The organism is Ensifer sp. D2-11, from assembly GCF_054161295.1.
The window spans coordinates 579,062-595,482 of sequence record NZ_CP096435.1 but is presented as its reverse complement, the minus strand read 5'-3'; the positions used below and the strand labels follow the sequence as shown (position 1 = coordinate 595,482).

Below are 16,421 nucleotides of genomic sequence, written 5' to 3'. Positions count from 1 at the left end.
GACGATTATGCCGATCTCCGAATTTTGCATCCGCCGCCCGGTCGCTACGCTGCTGATGTCGTTAGCACTCGTGGCGGCAGGCCTCTTTGCCTATACCGCGCTCCCGGTCGCGGCGCTGCCGCGCACCGATTTTCCGGTGATCAACGTCTCGGCAACCCTGCCCGGCGCATCCCCCGAGACGATGGCGACATCCGTTGCAACTCCGCTCATCAAACAGTTCAACACGATCGCCGGGATCGACAGCATATCGACGACGAACGCGCTGGGTTCGACGTCAATATCCATCCAGTTCGCCCTCAATCGGGACATCGATGCCGCCGCCGCCGACGTGCAAGCGGCCATTACTCGAACGCTGCGTGTACTGCCGCAGGACATGCCCTCGCCGCCGAGCTTTCGCAAAGTCAATCCAGCGGATGCGCCGGTGCTGCTCCTGGCGTTGAAGAGCGAGACGGTGCCGCTCACAAAGCTCGATGCCTTGGCGGAGCAGGTGATCTCGCCGGCGCTTTCGACCCTCGATGGCGTTGCGGAAGTCTCGATTTTTGGCAGCCAGCAATTTGCCGTCCGTATCGAGATCGATCCCAATGCACTCGCCGCCCGCGGCATCTCGCTTCCAGAACTCAAGGCGGCCATTGCGGCGGCAAACGACGATTCGCCGCTTGGCACGGTGCAGTCGACCGGGCGGCAGATGACGATCGTCGCCGACACGCAACTGGAGAATGCCGCCGCCTTCTCCAAGCTGATCGTCAAGAGTGCGGACGGCAAGGCCGTTCGGCTCGGCGACGTCACCAAGGTCATCGACTCGGTTGCGAACACTCAGACCGCAAGCTGGCACGACGGCTCGCGCGCGATTATCCTCGCCGTCCAGCGTCAGCCGGATGCGAACACGGTGGCCGTGGTAGACAAGGTGAAGGCGATGCTGCCGTCCTTCCGCCAGTCCCTGCCGGCGGCGGCGTCGCTGGAGACGCTCAACGACCGCTCGCAGTCGGTTCGCGGCTCCGTCGAGGACGTGGAATTCACTCTCGGCGTGACCATCGGGCTGGTGATCCTGGTAATCTTCCTCTTCGTACGTCGCCTCTGGGCAACGCTCATCCCGGCCTTTGCCGTACCGATCTCGATCATCGCCACGTTCGCGGTGATGTATCCGTTCGGCTTCGCCATCGACAATATCTCGCTGATGGCGTTGACTCTCTCGGTCGGTCTCGTGGTCGACGACGCCATCGTCATGTCGGAGAACATCGTCCGGCACATGGAAGAGACGGGACAGGACGCGTTCCAGGCGGCGATCTCGGCTTCGCGAGAGATCGGCTTCACCATCATCGCGATTTCGCTGTCGCTTGTGGCGGTGTTCATTCCGATTCTCCTGATGGGCGGCGTTATCGGCCGGATCTTCAACGAGTTCGCTGTGGTCGTCACCATAGCCATCCTCGCTTCCGCATTTGTCTCCCTGACGCTGACGCCGATGCTCGCAGCGCGCCTGCCCGAGGCGGCTGCGCATGACGGCAAAAGACGGGGTCTGGATGCTCTGCTCGAGGGCGGTTTCGAGGCGCTCCTCGGTGGATACGAGCGTTTGCTGAAGCTCTGCATTAGCCATCGCTTCGCCGTCCTGGTTTTCTTCTTCGCGACGATCGGGCTGACCATCTATCAGGTGCGAACGACGCCGAAGGGCTTTTTCCCGCAGGAGGATATCGGCCAGCTTCAGGTGACGACGCAGGCGCGGCCGGATATTTCCTTTGCCGCCATGTCGGCATTACAGGCAAAGGTCGAGGACGTATTCGCCCGCTCGCCTTATGTCGCGCATGTGGCAAGCTCGACCGGTGTCGGCGGCTCGTCGGCGCTGAATTCCGGGAGGCTCTTCGTTGAATTGAAGCCGAAGAGCGAACGCCCGGCTTTGCCCAAGATCCTTTCCGAACTGCGTTCAGAACTCGGAGATATTGCCGGCATTAGGAGCTACATCACGCCAGTCCAGAACCTTTCCGTCGGGGCGCGCATCTCCGCTAGCCAATATCAGCTCGTCATCCAGAGCCTGGATCAAACAGCGATGAACGAATGGGCGGACAAGCTGGTCGAAGCAATGCACGAGGACAGTGCCTTCTTCGCCGACGTCAATACTGACCTCGAGGACAACGCGCCGCAGGCGCGGCTCGTTATCGATCGCGACAAGGCCTCGGCACTCGGGATCACGGCGGACGTGCTGCGCTCGACTCTTTACGGCGGTTTCGGCTCGGAACAGATTTCGACAATCTACACCTCCGGCGACAGCTACGAGGTGATCATGGAGCTTGATCCGGCCAAGAGCTGGTCTCCGGCCGCACTTGCCGAGTTGCAGGTGCCAACCGCGGGCAACAAGCTGGTTCCGCTCGGCGCATTTGCGCGGGTCGACACGACACCCGGGCCGCTCACCGTCAACCAGCTCGGGCAGCTGCCGGCAGTCACCATCTCCTACAATCTCCCCGCCGGCACCGCGCTCGGCAACAGCGTCGAGGAGATCAGCCGCCTGAAGACCGCAATCGGCATGCCTTCGGAGGTGACGACGCGCTACTACGGCACGGCACAGCTCTTCCAGGATGCGATGTCCAATCAGGCGTGGCTCATCCTCGGAGCGATCCTCACCATCTACATCGTCCTCGGCATTCTCTACGAGAGCTTTGTCCATCCGCTGACAATCCTCTCAGGCCTGCCCGCGGCGGCCTCGGGGGCTCTTGTGGCGATCCACCTTGCCGGCTTCGACCTTTCGATCATCGCGGTCATCGGGCTTCTGATGCTCATCGGCATCGTGAAGAAGAATGCCATCATGATGATTGACGTGGCGCTCTCGTTGCAGCGCACCGGTATGCCTGCCGATGAGGCGATCCACCGCGCATGCCGGATGCGTTTCCGGCCGATTCTGATGACCTCTCTGGCCGCCCTGATGGGAACGCTCCCCATCGCGCTCGGCAGCGGCGCGAGCGCGGAATTGCGCCAGCCGCTCGGCGTTGCCGTGGTCGGCGGCCTGCTCGTCTCCCAACCGCTGACACTCTTCGTGACACCGGTGATCTATCTCTACATGGAGGAGCTCGCCCGAAGCGTCAAACGGCTGTTCAACGGCCGGGACGACGCCGTCCCCACGAAGCGGTAAGTCGCAGCGCGCGAGGAGGGCTGTTCATGAGAATTTTCTCGGGCGAGGCCGAAGCAGATCAAGTGAGCTGGCTGGATTGTGGCTCTTTCTGAGGCGCAATCAGCGTTACCTCTCCACGCTGGGCATACAGCTCCTGATCGCGCTCTACGCTGCGGCGAGGGTACCCGCACTAGAGCGCGTCCGATGAAAGCGGAATCGGCGCGAGGATTCCTTTTCAGAGCGTTCTGTGATTCCCTCCTCCTGTCTTTGATTTGTCGGAGGGAACATGGCCCGAGCATTGAGTGATGATCTTCGCCACCGGGTTCTGGCTGCGTCGGCTGGTGGGATGTCCGCGCGGTCGGCTGCAGCGCGGTTCGGGATCGGGATTTCGACGGCGATTGCCTGGATCGCGAGCGCCCGGCAGGGTCAGGTGAGCGCTGCCAAGCAGGGTCGACCTGGAGGTTCCCGTCTCGACGATCATGAGGCTTTCATCATCGGCATGATCGAGGCGTCGAAGGACATCACGCTGAACGAGATGGTTTTGCGTCTGGAAGAGGACCGATCCGTCTCTATCGGCCGCAGCACCCTCGACGTCTGGCTGCGCAAGCGCGGCTTCACATTCAAAAAAAGACCGCACATGCATTGGAGCAGGAGCGGCCAGACCTCCTGAAGCGGCGTCAGGACTGGTTCGATGCCCAGCTTGATCTCGATCCAGCCCGCCTCGTCTTCATAGACGAGACGGGTCTTTCCACGAAGATGTCCCGGCTTCGCGGTCGCGCGCCGCGCGGAGAGCGTTGCCGATCGGGCGTTCCGCACGGTCATTGGAAAACTACGACGTTCACCGGGGCGCTCAGGCTCTCCGGCATGACCGCGCCGATGGTCCTTGACGGGGCGATGAATGGAGTGGCTTTCCGGGCCTATGTCGAGCAGGTTCTCGTGCCGACCCTCACGCCCGGCGACATCGTCGTCATGGACAACCTGCCGGCCCACAAGGCAGATGGCATCCGACAGGCCATAGAAACCGCCGGCTGCACGCTGCTCTATCTCCCGCCCTACAGCCCCGACTTCAACCCGATCGAAAACGCCTTCTCAAAGCTCAAAGCGCTTCTGCGGGCACAGGCCGAACGCTCCGTCGACGCCCTGTGGAACACCGTTGGCGACATCGTCAAACTCTTCGAGCCGCAAGAGTGTGCGAACTACTTCGCAGCAGCAGGTTATGACCCGGTTTAAAGTGGACGTGCTCTAGTTTTCAGGCGGCCATCGACAGCCCTTAGCCCGTTCGAGACTGCACGGTCGGGCACCGATGTCGGCATCAGGACTTCAACGCCGTCCTTGGAGAAGAGACAAGTTTGCACGCGAGCAAGGCACGACCGTGTCACCGAGGATCATCGCAACAATTGTATCTCGCTCGAAGGCATCTGGTGGCGACGGGTTGCAGTGTATGACCCACCGATGCTGATCAGCGCCGAGGGTGACGGAACGCATTCAGGCATCTCGGCTGGCAACGGGTACCTCGCAACGCCATTTTCTGACGCTTAGGCCTGGATGCTGCCCAGACCAGTTGCTGACATACATAACGGAACGGAACATACATTGCGTCAACGAGTCTTGGATCTCGAGCTCGAGGCGCTCCTCACGACACCTTTCGGGTGCCGACATAAGGCATACCGTCAGTACAAGCGTTACCGGCCCCATGATAATCCCCTCCTGCGTTGAAATTAAGCACACGCGGATAGCGTCAATGACCGTATTGATGAATTAGGAACCCATTCACGCCATATGCGCCTTCCCTTTGGTGCACGAGTTGTTTTCGCAGGTTTCGGTTCCAGCCTCTGATTTATGACTGTCACTGGAAATCCCCGCAGTTCCTAAGGGAACAAGTTTGGCGATTTCCCGGAGATCTCGATTGGGCGCTTCGTCCCGTTTCCTCCCGTGGCCCATGAATGTGTCAACGGCCGCTCCCGGTCTGCTGGGTGATGCCGCAAGCGGGCGTTTTGCCCGTTGCGAAAATCCTGAATGCACCGACGTCTTCGCGGCAAGTCGGATGCCTTGATGGGGAGCTGGTCCTTCATCGAAGAGGACGGATGGACAGTGTAAACAATGTTTAGCGGAAGCGGGTTCGGTCGATCCATCCTGACCGGCAGACCCTTGGCGCTGCCGGCCGCTGGAAATTTCTTTCCTGGCTCAAATCTGCTTTCCTAGCTCAGATGTGCCAGTCGGCGTCGAGCGAATAGGCTTTGACATAGTCGACCGTCATTTGCGGCGCCGTCCATGAGCCCGTCGGTTGGCGGTCCCGCCATCCCGCCGATCGCAAGATTGACAAGCATGTACATCGGATCGTGCATGCCTTAACCGAGCAGGATGGAGGTGACCTTTGCATGGCCCACATCCGCGACTGGTGCGCGGTGCAGTAGCTGACAGGTACGACTACCAGCAAGCACCCATGGCTCCCTAGTACGGGGGTCCAACATCAACTATCTGTAAAGCAGATGTTCGATGGCTGTGTTGACTCTGTGGTGCACTCAGCAGAAAACAAAATGATGACTAAGGAGGATATTACTGATGGCTGACGAGAGTAACACCGGGTCAATTGCTGCGGCTGTAGCGCCAAACGCCGACGTGGAAGCACCAGCGGCTAAGAAGAAGAGGTCGCCACGGCGCCAGAAGGCGGTTGCCGAACCAAAGCGAGCTGTATCAGAGACGCCGGCCGCTAAACCGAGGCGGTATAGCGAACAAGAGAGAAAAGAGAAGCTCAAGCTGATAGAGACGCAAGTCACCGAAGGCAAAGTTACACTCAAGGACGCTATTAAGCGCGCCGGCATTTCGGAGCAAACCTACTATCAGTGGAAGCGGACCGTAAAGCCGATTGAGCAAAAGGCCGAGAAGCCTCTGCCCGGCGGCCAGGAGCTGGCGGATCTCGTTCGGCTCGAAGAAGAAAACCAGAGGCTCCGCAAGCTTCTGGCGGAAAAGTTGCGATCGGAAAATGCCGAACTGCGCAAGAGGCTTGGGCTGGATTAATGTCACGACCGGAATGCGCCGGCTCGACGGTCCCTTCGGCAGCCTACTGCGTGACGCCAACAGCTCGAATTTGCTTCCGATTTCTAATTGGGCCGGCAAAACGGTGCGCTGCTGATTCCCGCCGTCACCTCGCGAAAGGCACGCGAGCTGCGAGTGGGCACGTAAAGCACAGAGCCGCCTCGCGCGTGGAGAAGTTAAAGCGCGCGGTAAGGGGGCTGTATTGGTGCGGTCATCAGGATGCCGCGGCGCCGACCGGCGTTGTCCTTTTCAGGCTTTGCTTGGGACCGAAAGTCCATGAAGACACCACAACGGAGATTCGGTGTTGAATTCAAGTCGGCGCGACGACAGCCAAAAGCCCCAAAAACTCAGTCTAGGGAGACACCGACCGGAGGGCTCTGGCGCGCGAAGTGGAGGAGAAGGCCTCGCATCTGTTCGGTTTGACTGAAGCACCCGCAACTCCTTCCTCGGCTGACATCGTGCCGGCCACTCCGACAAATTCAGATACCACCAGCGAAGATGCGGGCGACGTCGACATTGCACGAGCAGTGATGCCGTCCACCGGCGGAGCAGAGCTTGACGCGGCGAGGCAGCAGGAGCGTCCGCCAGGATGGCAGGCTCGAACAAGATCTAGGGGCACTCCTCGAAAGCGCATTAGGCGTGCTCCCACCCAGATAATCGCGCAGAGCTCGAAGGGCGAGCACGAAGATCCAAAGGCGCAAACGAGGGCGGTCGCGGATCCGATCTTCCTTGATGAGCTCGAGTAGAAGGTGTGGCGCGTGTTTTGATCATTTCCGACAACGTCGGCATACTCCGAATATTGCCCGATGCATGCTACCGCTCGGGCCTGGGCGAGCGTATTATCGGAGTTTCGAGTTTCACGAGGATGGATGATTTGGATTTGCAGGCCTTCAGAAAATCGCTCGCCAAGCCACAGCCGCCCGTCGGTTTAAGCCCTGCACTGCAGGCGCTGTGGTGGGATGGAAAGGGCGATTGGAACAAGGCGCACGAACGCGCGCAGGAGCACGAGAATAGGGCGGGCATGCATGTGCATGCCTACCTCCATCGCAAGGAAGGCGATCAATCGAACGCCGAATATTGGTATCGCCGATGCGGTATCGCACCATCGACCTCGACGGTCGATGAAGAATGGGAAGAGCTCGCACGGGCACTTTTGGAGCAAGGCTGAGCTCTGCTCTTCGCGAAGTGGTTCTGCATGTTTTGATGTTAGAGCGCATCAATGCGCGAACCGCCGAATGGACGGGAAAAGGACGGCAGTGTTTTTGATCTGCGGGCACCGGGAAGGCGCCATTGCATATGGCCAAGGAATCCATCAGACGCCGGCTTGCAGCCATTCTGGCCGCTGACGCGGTCGGTTACAGCCGACTCATGGAGCGTGACGAAAAGAGCACCCACACCTTGCTTATGGCTCGGTGGAAAGAGGTGCTGGAGCCGCTCGTCGGTATTCATCAGGGCCGTGTCTTCAAGAGAACTGGTGACGGCGTGCTCGTCGAGTTCGGCAGCGCGGTCAACGCCGTCGAATGCGCTGCAGCACTTCAGCAGGCCATGGCGGCCGCAAACAGAGACCTGCCGGAAGACCGTGCCATCGTCCTGCGCGTCGGTGTCAATCTCGGCGACATCATGGTTGAGGACAGCGATCTTTTCGGCGATGGAGTCAATGTAGCTGCCCGTATCGAGGCGCTTGCCGACCCCGGCGGCGTGGCGATTTCGGATGGAATTCATGAATATGTGCATGGTCGCACCGACATCGACTTCGTCGACAGCGGTTATCATGAAGTCAAGAACATCGAGCGGCCGGTGCACATCTGGACCTGGTCGCCTAAGGACCCGAGGGAGCCCCCCAAGATTGCTGCCGAACCGCCCCCGCAGCTTCCGGCGAAGCCGTCTATAGCCGTCCTTCCATTTGACAACATGTCTGGCGACCCGGAGCAAAGTTACTTCGCCGATGGCATCACCGAAGACATCATCACGGATCTCTCGAAGGTTTCCGGCCTTTTCGTAATCGCCCGGAACTCCTCTTTCGCCTACAAAGGCAAGACGCCCGACATCCGCAAGGTGAGCCGGGAACTCGGTGTACGCTACGTCCTGGAAGGCAGCGTACGAAGGGCGGCCAACCGCATCCGCATCAACGCCCAGATGATCGACGGCACGACCGGCGGCCATTTGTGGGCCGAACGTTACGATCGCGGGCTTGAAGATATCTTCGCCGTGCAGGACGAGGTGACGCGCACCATCGTCAATGCGCTGCGCGTCAAGCTGACGGCCGGCGAGGAGGAGCGGCGCGAGAGCCGCGGCAAGGTCGATCCAGAGGCCTATGACCTGCTCGTCCGCTCCCGTCAGGCGATCCTGCAGTTCAACGCGCTGTCGTCCATGGAGGCCCGCCGCATGCTGCACCGCGTCCTCGAGATCGATCCAGGGATGGCGGCTGCCCATGCTTCGCTTTCGATCATCGCCTTGACCGACTTCATCAATCAGTGGAACGGCGCGACGCCTGACAATCTCACACAGGCACTCGGACTGGCCCAAAAGGCAATCGATACCGACAGTTCCGAGCCGCAAGGCCATTACACACTCGCGCTTGCCCTTTCCTGGATGCGGCGTCTGGACGAGGCGGAGCACGCTGCAGAGCGGGCGATCGAACTCGACCCCAATTCCGCCAACGCCTATACGGCACTCGGCACCATACGGGATTTCCAGGGCCGGCACGAAGAAGCCCTGACGCTGTACACACGAGCCCACCGGCTGGACCCGCAATTCGATCTGTCGCTGCACTTCCAGGGGAGGGCTTTGTTGAATCTCGGCCGCTTTGACGAGGCCGAGGTCGCCTTCAAACGTCGGCTAATGCTTGCGCCCCGGTCGGACATGACGCGCTTTTATCTTGCCTGCCTCTATGGTCGTACCGGGCGCCACGAAGAAGCGCGGGGCTATTGGCGGGAACTATTGGGGGTCAACCCGAGCTTTTCCGTAGATCACCTGAGGCGATCTTTACCCTACCAAGATGCCCATCTGATGGACCGGCTGGTGGAGGGGCTCCGCGAGGCGGGAGTCTCCATCTAGCTAGAGCACTTCCAGGAAAAGTGTGTAACGGTTTTCCGTGCGGAAGTGCGTACTTTCAAAGTGTAAGAGGGACGATACGCGGTCAACCCGACCTAAGATGATCGTGATCCACAGCGACGCGTCTTATCAGACGCGCAAAGATCACTGTAGCACTTTGATCTGCTGCATGTTGTTGTCCCGTTAATCGGCTACGATCAAAGGAAACATGCAGTAGGGCCTTGTGCAACACGGCACTGCGGAAGTGAACTATTTTCCACTGGGCCGCTTCGGGCTAACATTTTGGAACAGGGGGTTTTGCAGATCTAGTCAAGAGGCTTCGCCGTGGATTTCATGCAGATGGTTCGACCGCTTGAAATCTGGTTCAGGACATTCGTGCTCAGCGAATGGACATTCTACCAGCTTGGGATTATCGCCGCCGGTTATCTTTTCGCCTCCTTAGTCGCATCCAGAACCGAGCCGGCGATGGAAACCAGGGCTCGGCGCATCAAGGGCAATCCAGATCTGCTGCGCGTCATCATCGCCTTCATGCGCCGCCTGAAATGGCTTTTTCTGACCCTTTGGCTGTGGCTTGCGAACGTCATTCTCCAACAGGGTACCTGGCCGTCGCAACGATGGCTGGTCGCTACGGCGCTTTCCCTGGCGGCCGCCTGGTTTATAATTTCCGCGCTGACCAAGATCATCCGCAACCCGACCCTGTCGCGTTTGGTGGCCATAGTAAGCTGGGGATACCTCGCCGTATATGCCACCGGCCTCGACGGCCCTATCCTGTCGGCGCTCGATGCTGCCGCAGTCAATCTGGGCGTGATGCGTCTTTCACTGCTGATCGTGCTGAAGGCGATTGTTCTGACAGTCGCCCTCATCTGGGTCGCAGTGCTCGTCGGCAATGTGCTTGCCCATTGGGTTCAGCGTTCGGGTGACCTTTCGCCATCGTTCAAAGTGCTGATCAGCAAAGTCATCAAGATCGTTCTGATCGTGATCGCCGGTGCAATCGCATTGTCCGCGACGGGTATCGATCTCACGGCGCTGACGGTCTTTTCGGGTGCTGTCGGTGTCGGCGTTGGCTTCGGACTGCAGAAGGTCGTGTCCAATTTTATTTCCGGGATCATCATCCTGCTCGACAAATCGATCAAGCCCGGCGACACGATCACGCTTGGCGACACGTTCGGATCCATCCGCGACCTCCGCGCACGTTTCGTGTCGGTCATTACCCGCGACGGGAAGGAATACCTCATCCCGAATGAGGACTTCATCTCGCAACAGGTGGTGAACTGGTCGTTTTCGAGCGACTACGTCCGTATCGATGTCGATTTCGGCACATCCTACGACAGCGATCCGCATCAGGTGGTACGGATCGCCATCGAAACCGCATCGGCCGTTCCCCGCGTCGTCAATGACTACAAGGCGCCGGTCTGCTGGATGACCGCCTTTGGTGCCTCCTCGCTGGATTTCCGCCTCCGCTTCTGGATCTCGGATCCCGCCAACGGTCTGACGAATGTGCGCGGCCAAGTTCTGATGGCCTTATGGGATGCGTTCAAAGATGCGGGGGTATCCATCCCGTTTCCGCATCGAGAAATCATCATGAAGACGCCGGTGGAGATTCAGCGGCCGCCGCGAGGATAGATTTACAGCCTGATCGGTGCCGGTTCTTCGTGAGCGTCCGGCGAAGGCATTTTCGCTTGGTCGAGAGGCCGATATTATAGGCCGCGTTTCATCTCGTCGGCCATAACGCGTTCGACCACATCCGGATCGCATTGTTCATCGACGAGAAACTGGCGGATTCCACCATCCCATGTCCGTATGTCGGCGAGGAGATTTTGGAGTTCGTCCACGCCGTTCTCGGTCAGACCCTTTGTGCCGTATTCGGTGCCGTCGCGGACATAAAGCAATTCGCCCTCGCTGATATTATCCGAGTTGGCGGTCACCTCTTCGATCAACTCGAGGTTCTCGCCGATCATCTCAGCGACCTCTTTGAGGGTATAGATGATCCTTGAGCGTGCCATCACGCAGCCTCGCACCGGTCTTTTGCCGGAGTCCACTGCCACGGGAGCAGTTCCTCAAGTCGATCCTTCGGATGGCTCTGGATCCTGGTCAGGACGTCTGCCAGATAGGCCTCTGGATTGTGGCCATGGAGTTTAGCTGTCTCGATGATAGTCAGGATATTGGCCATGCGCTCGCCGCCCTTGTCTGACCCGGCAAAGAGCCAATTTTTTCTTCCAATTCCGAGTGGCCTCATGGCGCGCTCAGCTATGTTGTTATCGATTTCGACACGGCCATCGTCAATGTAGACGCTCAAAGCTGCCCATCGCGAGAGAGCGTATCGCATCGCTTCTGCAAGCTTCTGTTTCTGCGGCAGCGTCGAAAGCGTCGTTTCAATCCAGGCCTTAAGGTCCGCCAGGATGGGTCTGGCGTGTTGCTGGCGCAGTGTTCGCCTCTCGTCAGCCGACATGCCGCGGATACGATCCTCGATATCGTAGAGTGCACCGATGCGCGACAGAGCCTCGTCGGCGATCGGAGATGGCTTGAGCTTGATCACATCATGGAACTTGCGGCGCACATGCGCCATGCAGGCAGCTTCGATGATCTGGTTGCCGTAAAGCTTGCTATAGCCAGCATACCCATCCGCATGCATTACGCCGCTGAAGTGAGCGAGGTGTTCAGCCGGATGCACGCCCTTTCGGTCGGGGCTATAGTAATAGGCGATCGCTCCGGGCGTGGGATCCTGGTAGCCGCTGCCATCGAAGACATAGACCCAGACCCTGCCGGTTTTCGTCTTTCCTCGTCCAGGGTCGAGAACATCGACCGGGGTATCGTCCGTGTGTATTCGGTCGACCGCGGCGATATGGGCTCTGATCAGCAAGATGAGGGGCGAAAGCAGAACGGACACACGGCCAACCCAGTCCGCCATGACAGACCGGGAGATGTCTATTCCCAGGCGGTCGTACATCTCGGAGAGACGGTAGAGCGGGATGTGATCGTCGAACTTGGCGACCATGATATGCGCGAGCAACCCCGGACCGGGCTTGCCTCGCCCGATCGGCAAGGTCGGCATTTCGCCAGACACCGTCGTATCGCAGTCCTTACAGACCATGCGCTTCTCGATATGCCGGACGATCTTCACAGAAGCCGGCACATGCTCCAACACCTGGACCACCTTGTCGGCCGCCTTCAGGAAGGACATGCCACCACAAGTCGGGCAACTGCAGGGCGCTATGTACACCCGCTCTTCAGTTGGAAGGCCATCCGGCAGAGGTCTGCGTTTCGGCTTGTCGGGGGTATCATCCAGATCTGGCAGCAGGCCTTTTCCGGAACGAGCATCAGCTTCGGCGCGAGAGGCTTCGATCTCCTCGAGCATCAGTTCGAATTGCTCAATCTTCCGATCGATCTTTTCCGAAGAAGCGCCGTGCTGCCGATGTCGGAGCAGTTCCAGCTGCGCGCGCAGAAGACCGATGATCGAGTCGCGTTTGATGACTTCGGCTTCTTGCGCGCTGAGTTTCGCCGCCTGTTCAGCGACGAGCGCGCGCAATGCCAATAGCTCGTCATGACTGTCCAGCGGCGGTGCTTTCATGCCCAAAAACATAGCCGATTTGCAGCGAAAGCACTAGCGTTTTGCCCAGGATGTCCCTGTAAAATATAGCTTTTATCCCGTGCGGCCAGGGGCGGAAGTCCACGCTGGTCGGCGCCAGTCAATCCCTTCAACAAGCATCGACAACTGAGCCTGCGTCAGATGCGCAACACCATCTTTCGCCGTCGGCCAAGGAAAGTATCCGCGCTCGAGAATCTTGTAGAATAGGCAGAACCCTTGGCCGTCCCACCATAGAAGCTTGATCCGGTCGGCGCGCTTTCCACGGAACCCGAAGATCGCTCCGGACCCCGGCGCTTCCTTGATCACCGCCTCGACCATTGCAGACAGACCATCGATACCGCGCCGCATATCGGTCACCCCGCAAGCCAAGTAGACCCGCACATTTCCTGTCGGCCCGATCATGCAGCCTCAACACACGCGATCAACGATGACAGCGTCTTGCGTTCAATGTCCGCCGGAACTTTCAAACTGCGACCATTTCGTAGCTGGATCTTGATAAGCACCGGCGCCCCGCCGGCTGCCGGCATCTGCCCGAGGCTTATTTCGTTGACCAGGTGGACCGGAAGGAACGATGCTGACACATCGAAGTGGCTAAGCGTTTTCCGCCATAAACGGATCTGCGCAGGATAAATGTCATGGTGACGAGCGACATCACCAATGCGAACGCCCGGTTGATCGGCTTCAGCCAATATCGCCAGCTTCGCTTCCTTCGACCACCGCCGCCTACGCTCAACGCCGGAAATGATCTCCATGCGAGCCATGCCAACCTCCCAGATCTGATATTAGTGTCAGCACTAATGCTGGTTCTAATGCCAGAACATCGCCTAACTGGCTCGTTCAGCAAAATCCGCTCACCGGACGCTCACGGTTCTTCTGTGTGGAACTGCGTAGTTTCAAGCCTTAGAGCGTTTCACTGTTTCAATGAAACCGTGAAACGCCCTGGGGGAAGAATGCCGTCACGGCTGGTTATCCGGGGAGGGGGCGGAAAAGCCGTTGCGCGCGGCAATTTGCGAGGCCGTGGCGTTGAAGTGGTCAGCGTCGTCTCCGACGAGCAGAACCGGGTCGCAGCGCCTCGCGCATGTGAAGGTTGTCCGCCGCACGCCCTGATGAACCGTGACCAGACGGCCGCTGCTCGCAACGACATCCAGAACGAGGTTCGCCACTTCGGCGCCGTCGCTGTCGATCACGATCAGGTTCGTAGAGCCGGGTGTCTTGCCGGTGAGGATCACGGTCCTGTCGTCGCTCAGGCTTGCCTGTGCTATTCCCGTGTTGCCGATGATGACTGTGCTCGCCGGCCGAGGAAGCGCAACCGCCTTGGCAAAGTCAACGACAAGCCGCTCCACCCCTTCGGCTCCCATGCTTCTTTGCTGAACCGGAACTATAGCCGTTTTTTGCTCGTCCGCTGCTGCGGGCCTGACCAGAGCTGACATCGCCAGCAACAAGACGGCCCCCGTTGAGCGCCTGGACATGGGAAAACTCCTGCATTGATGACAGTTGAGGTCAACGGCTGGACGTCCCTTGCGTTCCGGCCAGCTACAAAGAAGTTACCGCTCCGCTTGCGGACATGGCGGCGTGTCGCCTCACTCGATCAGCGACACCGTCCGACCGACCAGGATCTCGTCCGTCGGCGAGGCGCAGGTCTCCATTGTCGAATTGCCCGTGAAAGTGACCTGATCGGCAATAATCTGCGTACATCCTCCGGAAACGGTCGAGTTTCCGGTGAAGTCGATTTGGCCCGTCGGCGCGTAGAGGTTTCCAACCAGCGTCGACTCGGAATTGCCTGTTATCTGATGGATTACGCCGGCACTTTGGCGACTTGAGAAAAACAGCAGGCCGGCAAAGGGTCCGCTGGTCGGAGCGGCCAGATCGATGTCGCCGTTGCCGAGCAGATTGGCGACCGCCGAATTGGTGAAGAAGAAGGTAACGCCTTCGCCGGTGAGTTTTGCCCCGGCTGTTATCTTCAGTTCGCCGCCGTCTATGATATAGAGACCAGGCTTCAGTGTGATCGTTCCCTTGATGTCCACTCCGCCGCAGAAACGGATTGCCTCGACCCCGCTTGCAAGCCGGTCGAAGACGTAGGTGGAGTTCGAGACATAGGTCAGATCTCGACAAGGAAGCTGCTGAATGTGCAGCTTGTCCGGCTCGGCGACGGATGCAAAAGGATCCGGCGTCGGCGGAATCTGCTGGACGGGTTTGCTGCAACCCGTGAGGGTGAGACCCGTCGTCGTTACGGCTTCGCCGACGGTATACACGCAATCGGTCGACATGAGCGCGCTGCCGTTCTTCATCAGAAAGGCGTCGGCGGCATTAGAATTGGAGACCACACTGCAGCCGGACAAAAGGACTTCGGTCGAGCCGGTTACGGTCACGGCGCCCGATGCGGAGTTCGACAGCGCAAGCACGCAAGCCTTCGAGCCGCCAGTGACCTGAGCGACTGCACGCGCCTTCATGGTGATGGTCCCAGTGCCGAACACGGAAGAAAACAAGCGCGGATGTGTCTCGGTCAGTTCGACCGTCACCTTGTTCGATCCACCGGCAGAGCCCGGGGCGGTGGACACGGTGAGACCCCCCGGCGAAAAACCCGAGCCGCCTGCGACCCTGCGTGCGGCGGCCTCAAGTGCGGATTGTTGATCACCTGCGCGATGGCGCACGGCTGCGGCATAGGCCGATACGTCCGCCGCATGTTGCAGTTTACGCTTTTCCAGATACCAGTATCCCGTCTCGGCTCCCAAGCCCATCGCACCGACGAGCACGGGAAAAGCGACCGCAGCGATGACCGCGACGGCGCCGCCTTCGGCCTTCAGGAATCGCCACGCGAGCCCTTGTCGCCGAGGCGAACGGCTTGCGTCATCGATTGCGTCAATTCTCTTGCTCATGGACGTTTCCCGAAGCCGGAGGCATGTCGTTACTCGGAACCGCTGCATTCTTTGGGCGAGATGCAACAGGGCTTTCCGGTGGGACGATATATCCCGCCCGCCGCTTGCCGGCGATTCGACCAGTTGGCCTAGTCCAGATCCCAGCCGTTCGCGTGGCGTGCTTAGTCCATCAGGTCGAATGGATATTCCATGGCGCAATAGGCACATTCCGGACATTCCAACCGGCCCCCATCGGCCCTTGTGCATGAGGCATCGAAGATGATCTCGACTTCCGCAGCTTGGCTCGCTTTTCTCGTCTTTGCCGGAGCGATGACTTACGCCGGCATCAGGGACGTGGCGACGATGACCATATCCAACCGCCTGGTCGTCTTCCTGGTGATCGCCTTCGCCATTCTTGCGCCCGCTGCGGGGCTGGACATCGCCACTATCTCGTCGAGTGTTCTCGTTGCCTCAGGCGTGCTCGTCTGCACTTTTGCACTCTTTGCTGCCGGCTGGATCGGCGGCGGTGACGCAAAGCTCCTGCCCGTCGCCGTGCTCTGGCTCGGCGCCGACCTTGCGCTTCCTTTCATCCTCTACACGTCGGTGATCGGAGCGGCCCTGACGCTTGGGCTTCTTCAGCTTCGACGGGTGCCTCTACCGCTCGTCCTGAAGAAGAACGCCTGGTCGAAGCGACTGCTCGACCGCGAGATGGGGATTCCCTATGGCGCAGCAATGGCGCCGGCCGCGCTTCTGCTGCTGCCGGAAAGCCACTGGTGCTTCGCCCTTCTTTGATCGA

Annotated in this window: 14 protein-coding genes and 1 pseudogene; 7 read left to right on the top strand and 8 right to left on the bottom strand. The window is 59.5% G+C overall.

The genetic code is table 11. The features are described 5' to 3' along the window. The first annotated feature begins 7 nt into the window (after window positions 1–7). Window positions 8–3,115: an efflux RND transporter permease subunit gene (locus M1D34_RS28645; RefSeq protein ID WP_498784410.1), complete on the top strand. Its 3,108-nt coding sequence runs from the start codon at window positions 8–10 to the stop codon at window positions 3,113–3,115. A 265-nt stretch (window positions 3,116–3,380) separates the two neighbouring features. Continuing rightward, window positions 3,381–4,324 (top strand): IS630 family transposase gene (locus M1D34_RS28640; protein ID WP_498784408.1). Its coding sequence is split into 2 segments (ribosomal slippage): window positions 3,381–3,717 and window positions 3,717–4,324, totalling 945 coding nucleotides; the frame shifts between segments, so codons are not numbered across the junction. 255 nt (window positions 4,325–4,579) lie between these two features. Here the strand turns inward: M1D34_RS28640 and M1D34_RS28635 are convergent. Further along, on the bottom strand, window positions 4,580–4,789 hold the full coding sequence (locus M1D34_RS28635) for a hypothetical protein (protein ID WP_498784406.1): 210 nt from the start codon (window positions 4,787–4,789) through the stop codon (window positions 4,580–4,582). A gap of 508 nt (window positions 4,790–5,297) precedes the next feature. Continuing rightward, a pseudogene (locus M1D34_RS28630) lies at window positions 5,298–5,439 on the bottom strand (1,3-1,4-beta-glycanase); the annotation flags it as partial. Window positions 5,440–5,656: 217 nt separating this feature from the next. On the opposite strand from M1D34_RS28630, the gene M1D34_RS28625 reads away from it, so the two are divergent. From M1D34_RS28625 to M1D34_RS28610, 4 genes are all read left to right on the top strand, one after another. Next, complete coding sequence (locus tag M1D34_RS28625) at window positions 5,657–6,112, top strand: transposase (RefSeq protein WP_498784404.1); 456 nt, start codon at window positions 5,657–5,659, stop codon at window positions 6,110–6,112. 883 nt (window positions 6,113–6,995) lie between these two features. After that, window positions 6,996–7,298, top strand: coding sequence for a hypothetical protein (locus tag M1D34_RS28620; RefSeq protein ID WP_498786274.1), 303 nt, complete (start codon window positions 6,996–6,998; stop codon window positions 7,296–7,298). 128 nt (window positions 7,299–7,426) lie between these two features. Next, window positions 7,427–9,187 carry a tetratricopeptide repeat protein gene (locus M1D34_RS28615; RefSeq protein WP_498784402.1) on the top strand — a complete coding sequence of 587 codons (1,761 nt, stop codon included), beginning with the start codon at window positions 7,427–7,429 and terminating at the stop codon, window positions 9,185–9,187. Window positions 9,188–9,508: 321 nt separating this feature from the next. Beyond that, entirely contained in the window at window positions 9,509–10,807 is a 1,299-nt protein-coding gene (locus tag M1D34_RS28610; protein WP_498784400.1) for a mechanosensitive ion channel family protein, read from the top strand. Between the two features lie 74 nt (window positions 10,808–10,881). Here the strand turns inward: M1D34_RS28610 and M1D34_RS28605 are convergent, their stop codons facing one another. From M1D34_RS28605 to M1D34_RS28580, 6 genes are all read right to left on the bottom strand, one after another. Beyond that, window positions 10,882–11,187 carry a hypothetical protein gene (locus M1D34_RS28605; protein ID WP_498779751.1) on the bottom strand — a complete coding sequence of 102 codons (306 nt, stop codon included), beginning with the start codon at window positions 11,185–11,187 and terminating at the stop codon, window positions 10,882–10,884. Further along, a complete protein-coding gene (tnpC, locus tag M1D34_RS28600) occupies window positions 11,187–12,752 on the bottom strand; it encodes an IS66 family transposase (protein ID WP_498780409.1) in 1,566 nt (521 codons plus the stop codon). The genes M1D34_RS28605 and tnpC overlap by 1 nt, the downstream gene beginning before the upstream one ends. Before the next feature lie 72 nt (window positions 12,753–12,824). Beyond that, complete coding sequence (tnpB, locus tag M1D34_RS28595) at window positions 12,825–13,172, bottom strand: IS66 family insertion sequence element accessory protein TnpB (RefSeq protein ID WP_018240454.1); 348 nt, start codon at window positions 13,170–13,172, stop codon at window positions 12,825–12,827. Beyond that, window positions 13,169–13,531: a transposase gene (locus M1D34_RS28590; protein WP_498779747.1), complete on the bottom strand. Its 363-nt coding sequence runs from the start codon at window positions 13,529–13,531 to the stop codon at window positions 13,169–13,171. Before M1D34_RS28590 ends, tnpB begins: the two co-directional genes overlap by 4 nt. 195 nt (window positions 13,532–13,726) lie before the next feature. Continuing rightward, window positions 13,727–14,239 (bottom strand): pilus assembly protein N-terminal domain-containing protein, encoded by a 513-nt coding sequence (locus tag M1D34_RS28585; RefSeq protein ID WP_498786167.1) that lies wholly within the window; start codon window positions 14,237–14,239, stop codon window positions 13,727–13,729. Between the two features lie 111 nt (window positions 14,240–14,350). Continuing rightward, window positions 14,351–15,646, bottom strand: a complete 1,296-nt coding sequence (locus M1D34_RS28580) for a pilus assembly protein TadG-related protein (RefSeq protein ID WP_498786165.1) — start codon at window positions 15,644–15,646, stop codon at window positions 14,351–14,353. Between the two features lie 258 nt (window positions 15,647–15,904). Here M1D34_RS28580 and M1D34_RS28575 point away from each other — a divergent pair, with 258 nt between their 5' ends. Further along, on the top strand, window positions 15,905–16,417 hold the full coding sequence (locus M1D34_RS28575; RefSeq protein ID WP_498786164.1) for an A24 family peptidase: 513 nt from the start codon (window positions 15,905–15,907) through the stop codon (window positions 16,415–16,417). The last annotated feature ends 4 nt before the right edge of the window (window positions 16,418–16,421 follow it).

What these genes read in the sequence shown, in the direction of transcription:
- M1D34_RS28615 (WP_498784402.1), top strand. Translation starts at nt 7,427, where the DNA reads ATGGCCAAGGAATCCATCAGACGCCGGCTTGCAGCCATTCTGGCCGCT.
- M1D34_RS28590 (WP_498779747.1), bottom strand. Translation starts at nt 13,531, where the DNA reads ATGGCTCGCATGGAGATCATTTCCGGCGTTGAGCGTAGGCGGCGGTGG.
- M1D34_RS28605 (WP_498779751.1), bottom strand. Translation starts at nt 11,187, where the DNA reads ATGGCACGCTCAAGGATCATCTATACCCTCAAAGAGGTCGCTGAGATG.
- M1D34_RS28620 (WP_498786274.1), top strand. Translation starts at nt 6,996, where the DNA reads ATGGATGATTTGGATTTGCAGGCCTTCAGAAAATCGCTCGCCAAGCCA.
- M1D34_RS28580 (WP_498786165.1), bottom strand. Translation starts at nt 15,646, where the DNA reads ATGAGCAAGAGAATTGACGCAATCGATGACGCAAGCCGTTCGCCTCGG.
- M1D34_RS28625 (WP_498784404.1), top strand. Translation starts at nt 5,657, where the DNA reads ATGGCTGACGAGAGTAACACCGGGTCAATTGCTGCGGCTGTAGCGCCA.
- M1D34_RS28635 (WP_498784406.1), bottom strand. Translation starts at nt 4,789, where the DNA reads ATGGGGCCGGTAACGCTTGTACTGACGGTATGCCTTATGTCGGCACCC.
- M1D34_RS28645 (WP_498784410.1), top strand. Translation starts at nt 8, where the DNA reads ATGCCGATCTCCGAATTTTGCATCCGCCGCCCGGTCGCTACGCTGCTG.
- M1D34_RS28575 (WP_498786164.1), top strand. Translation starts at nt 15,905, where the DNA reads ATGATCTCGACTTCCGCAGCTTGGCTCGCTTTTCTCGTCTTTGCCGGA.
- tnpB (WP_018240454.1), bottom strand. Translation starts at nt 13,172, where the DNA reads ATGATCGGGCCGACAGGAAATGTGCGGGTCTACTTGGCTTGCGGGGTG.
- M1D34_RS28585 (WP_498786167.1), bottom strand. Translation starts at nt 14,239, where the DNA reads ATGTCCAGGCGCTCAACGGGGGCCGTCTTGTTGCTGGCGATGTCAGCT.
- tnpC (WP_498780409.1), bottom strand. Translation starts at nt 12,752, where the DNA reads ATGAAAGCACCGCCGCTGGACAGTCATGACGAGCTATTGGCATTGCGC.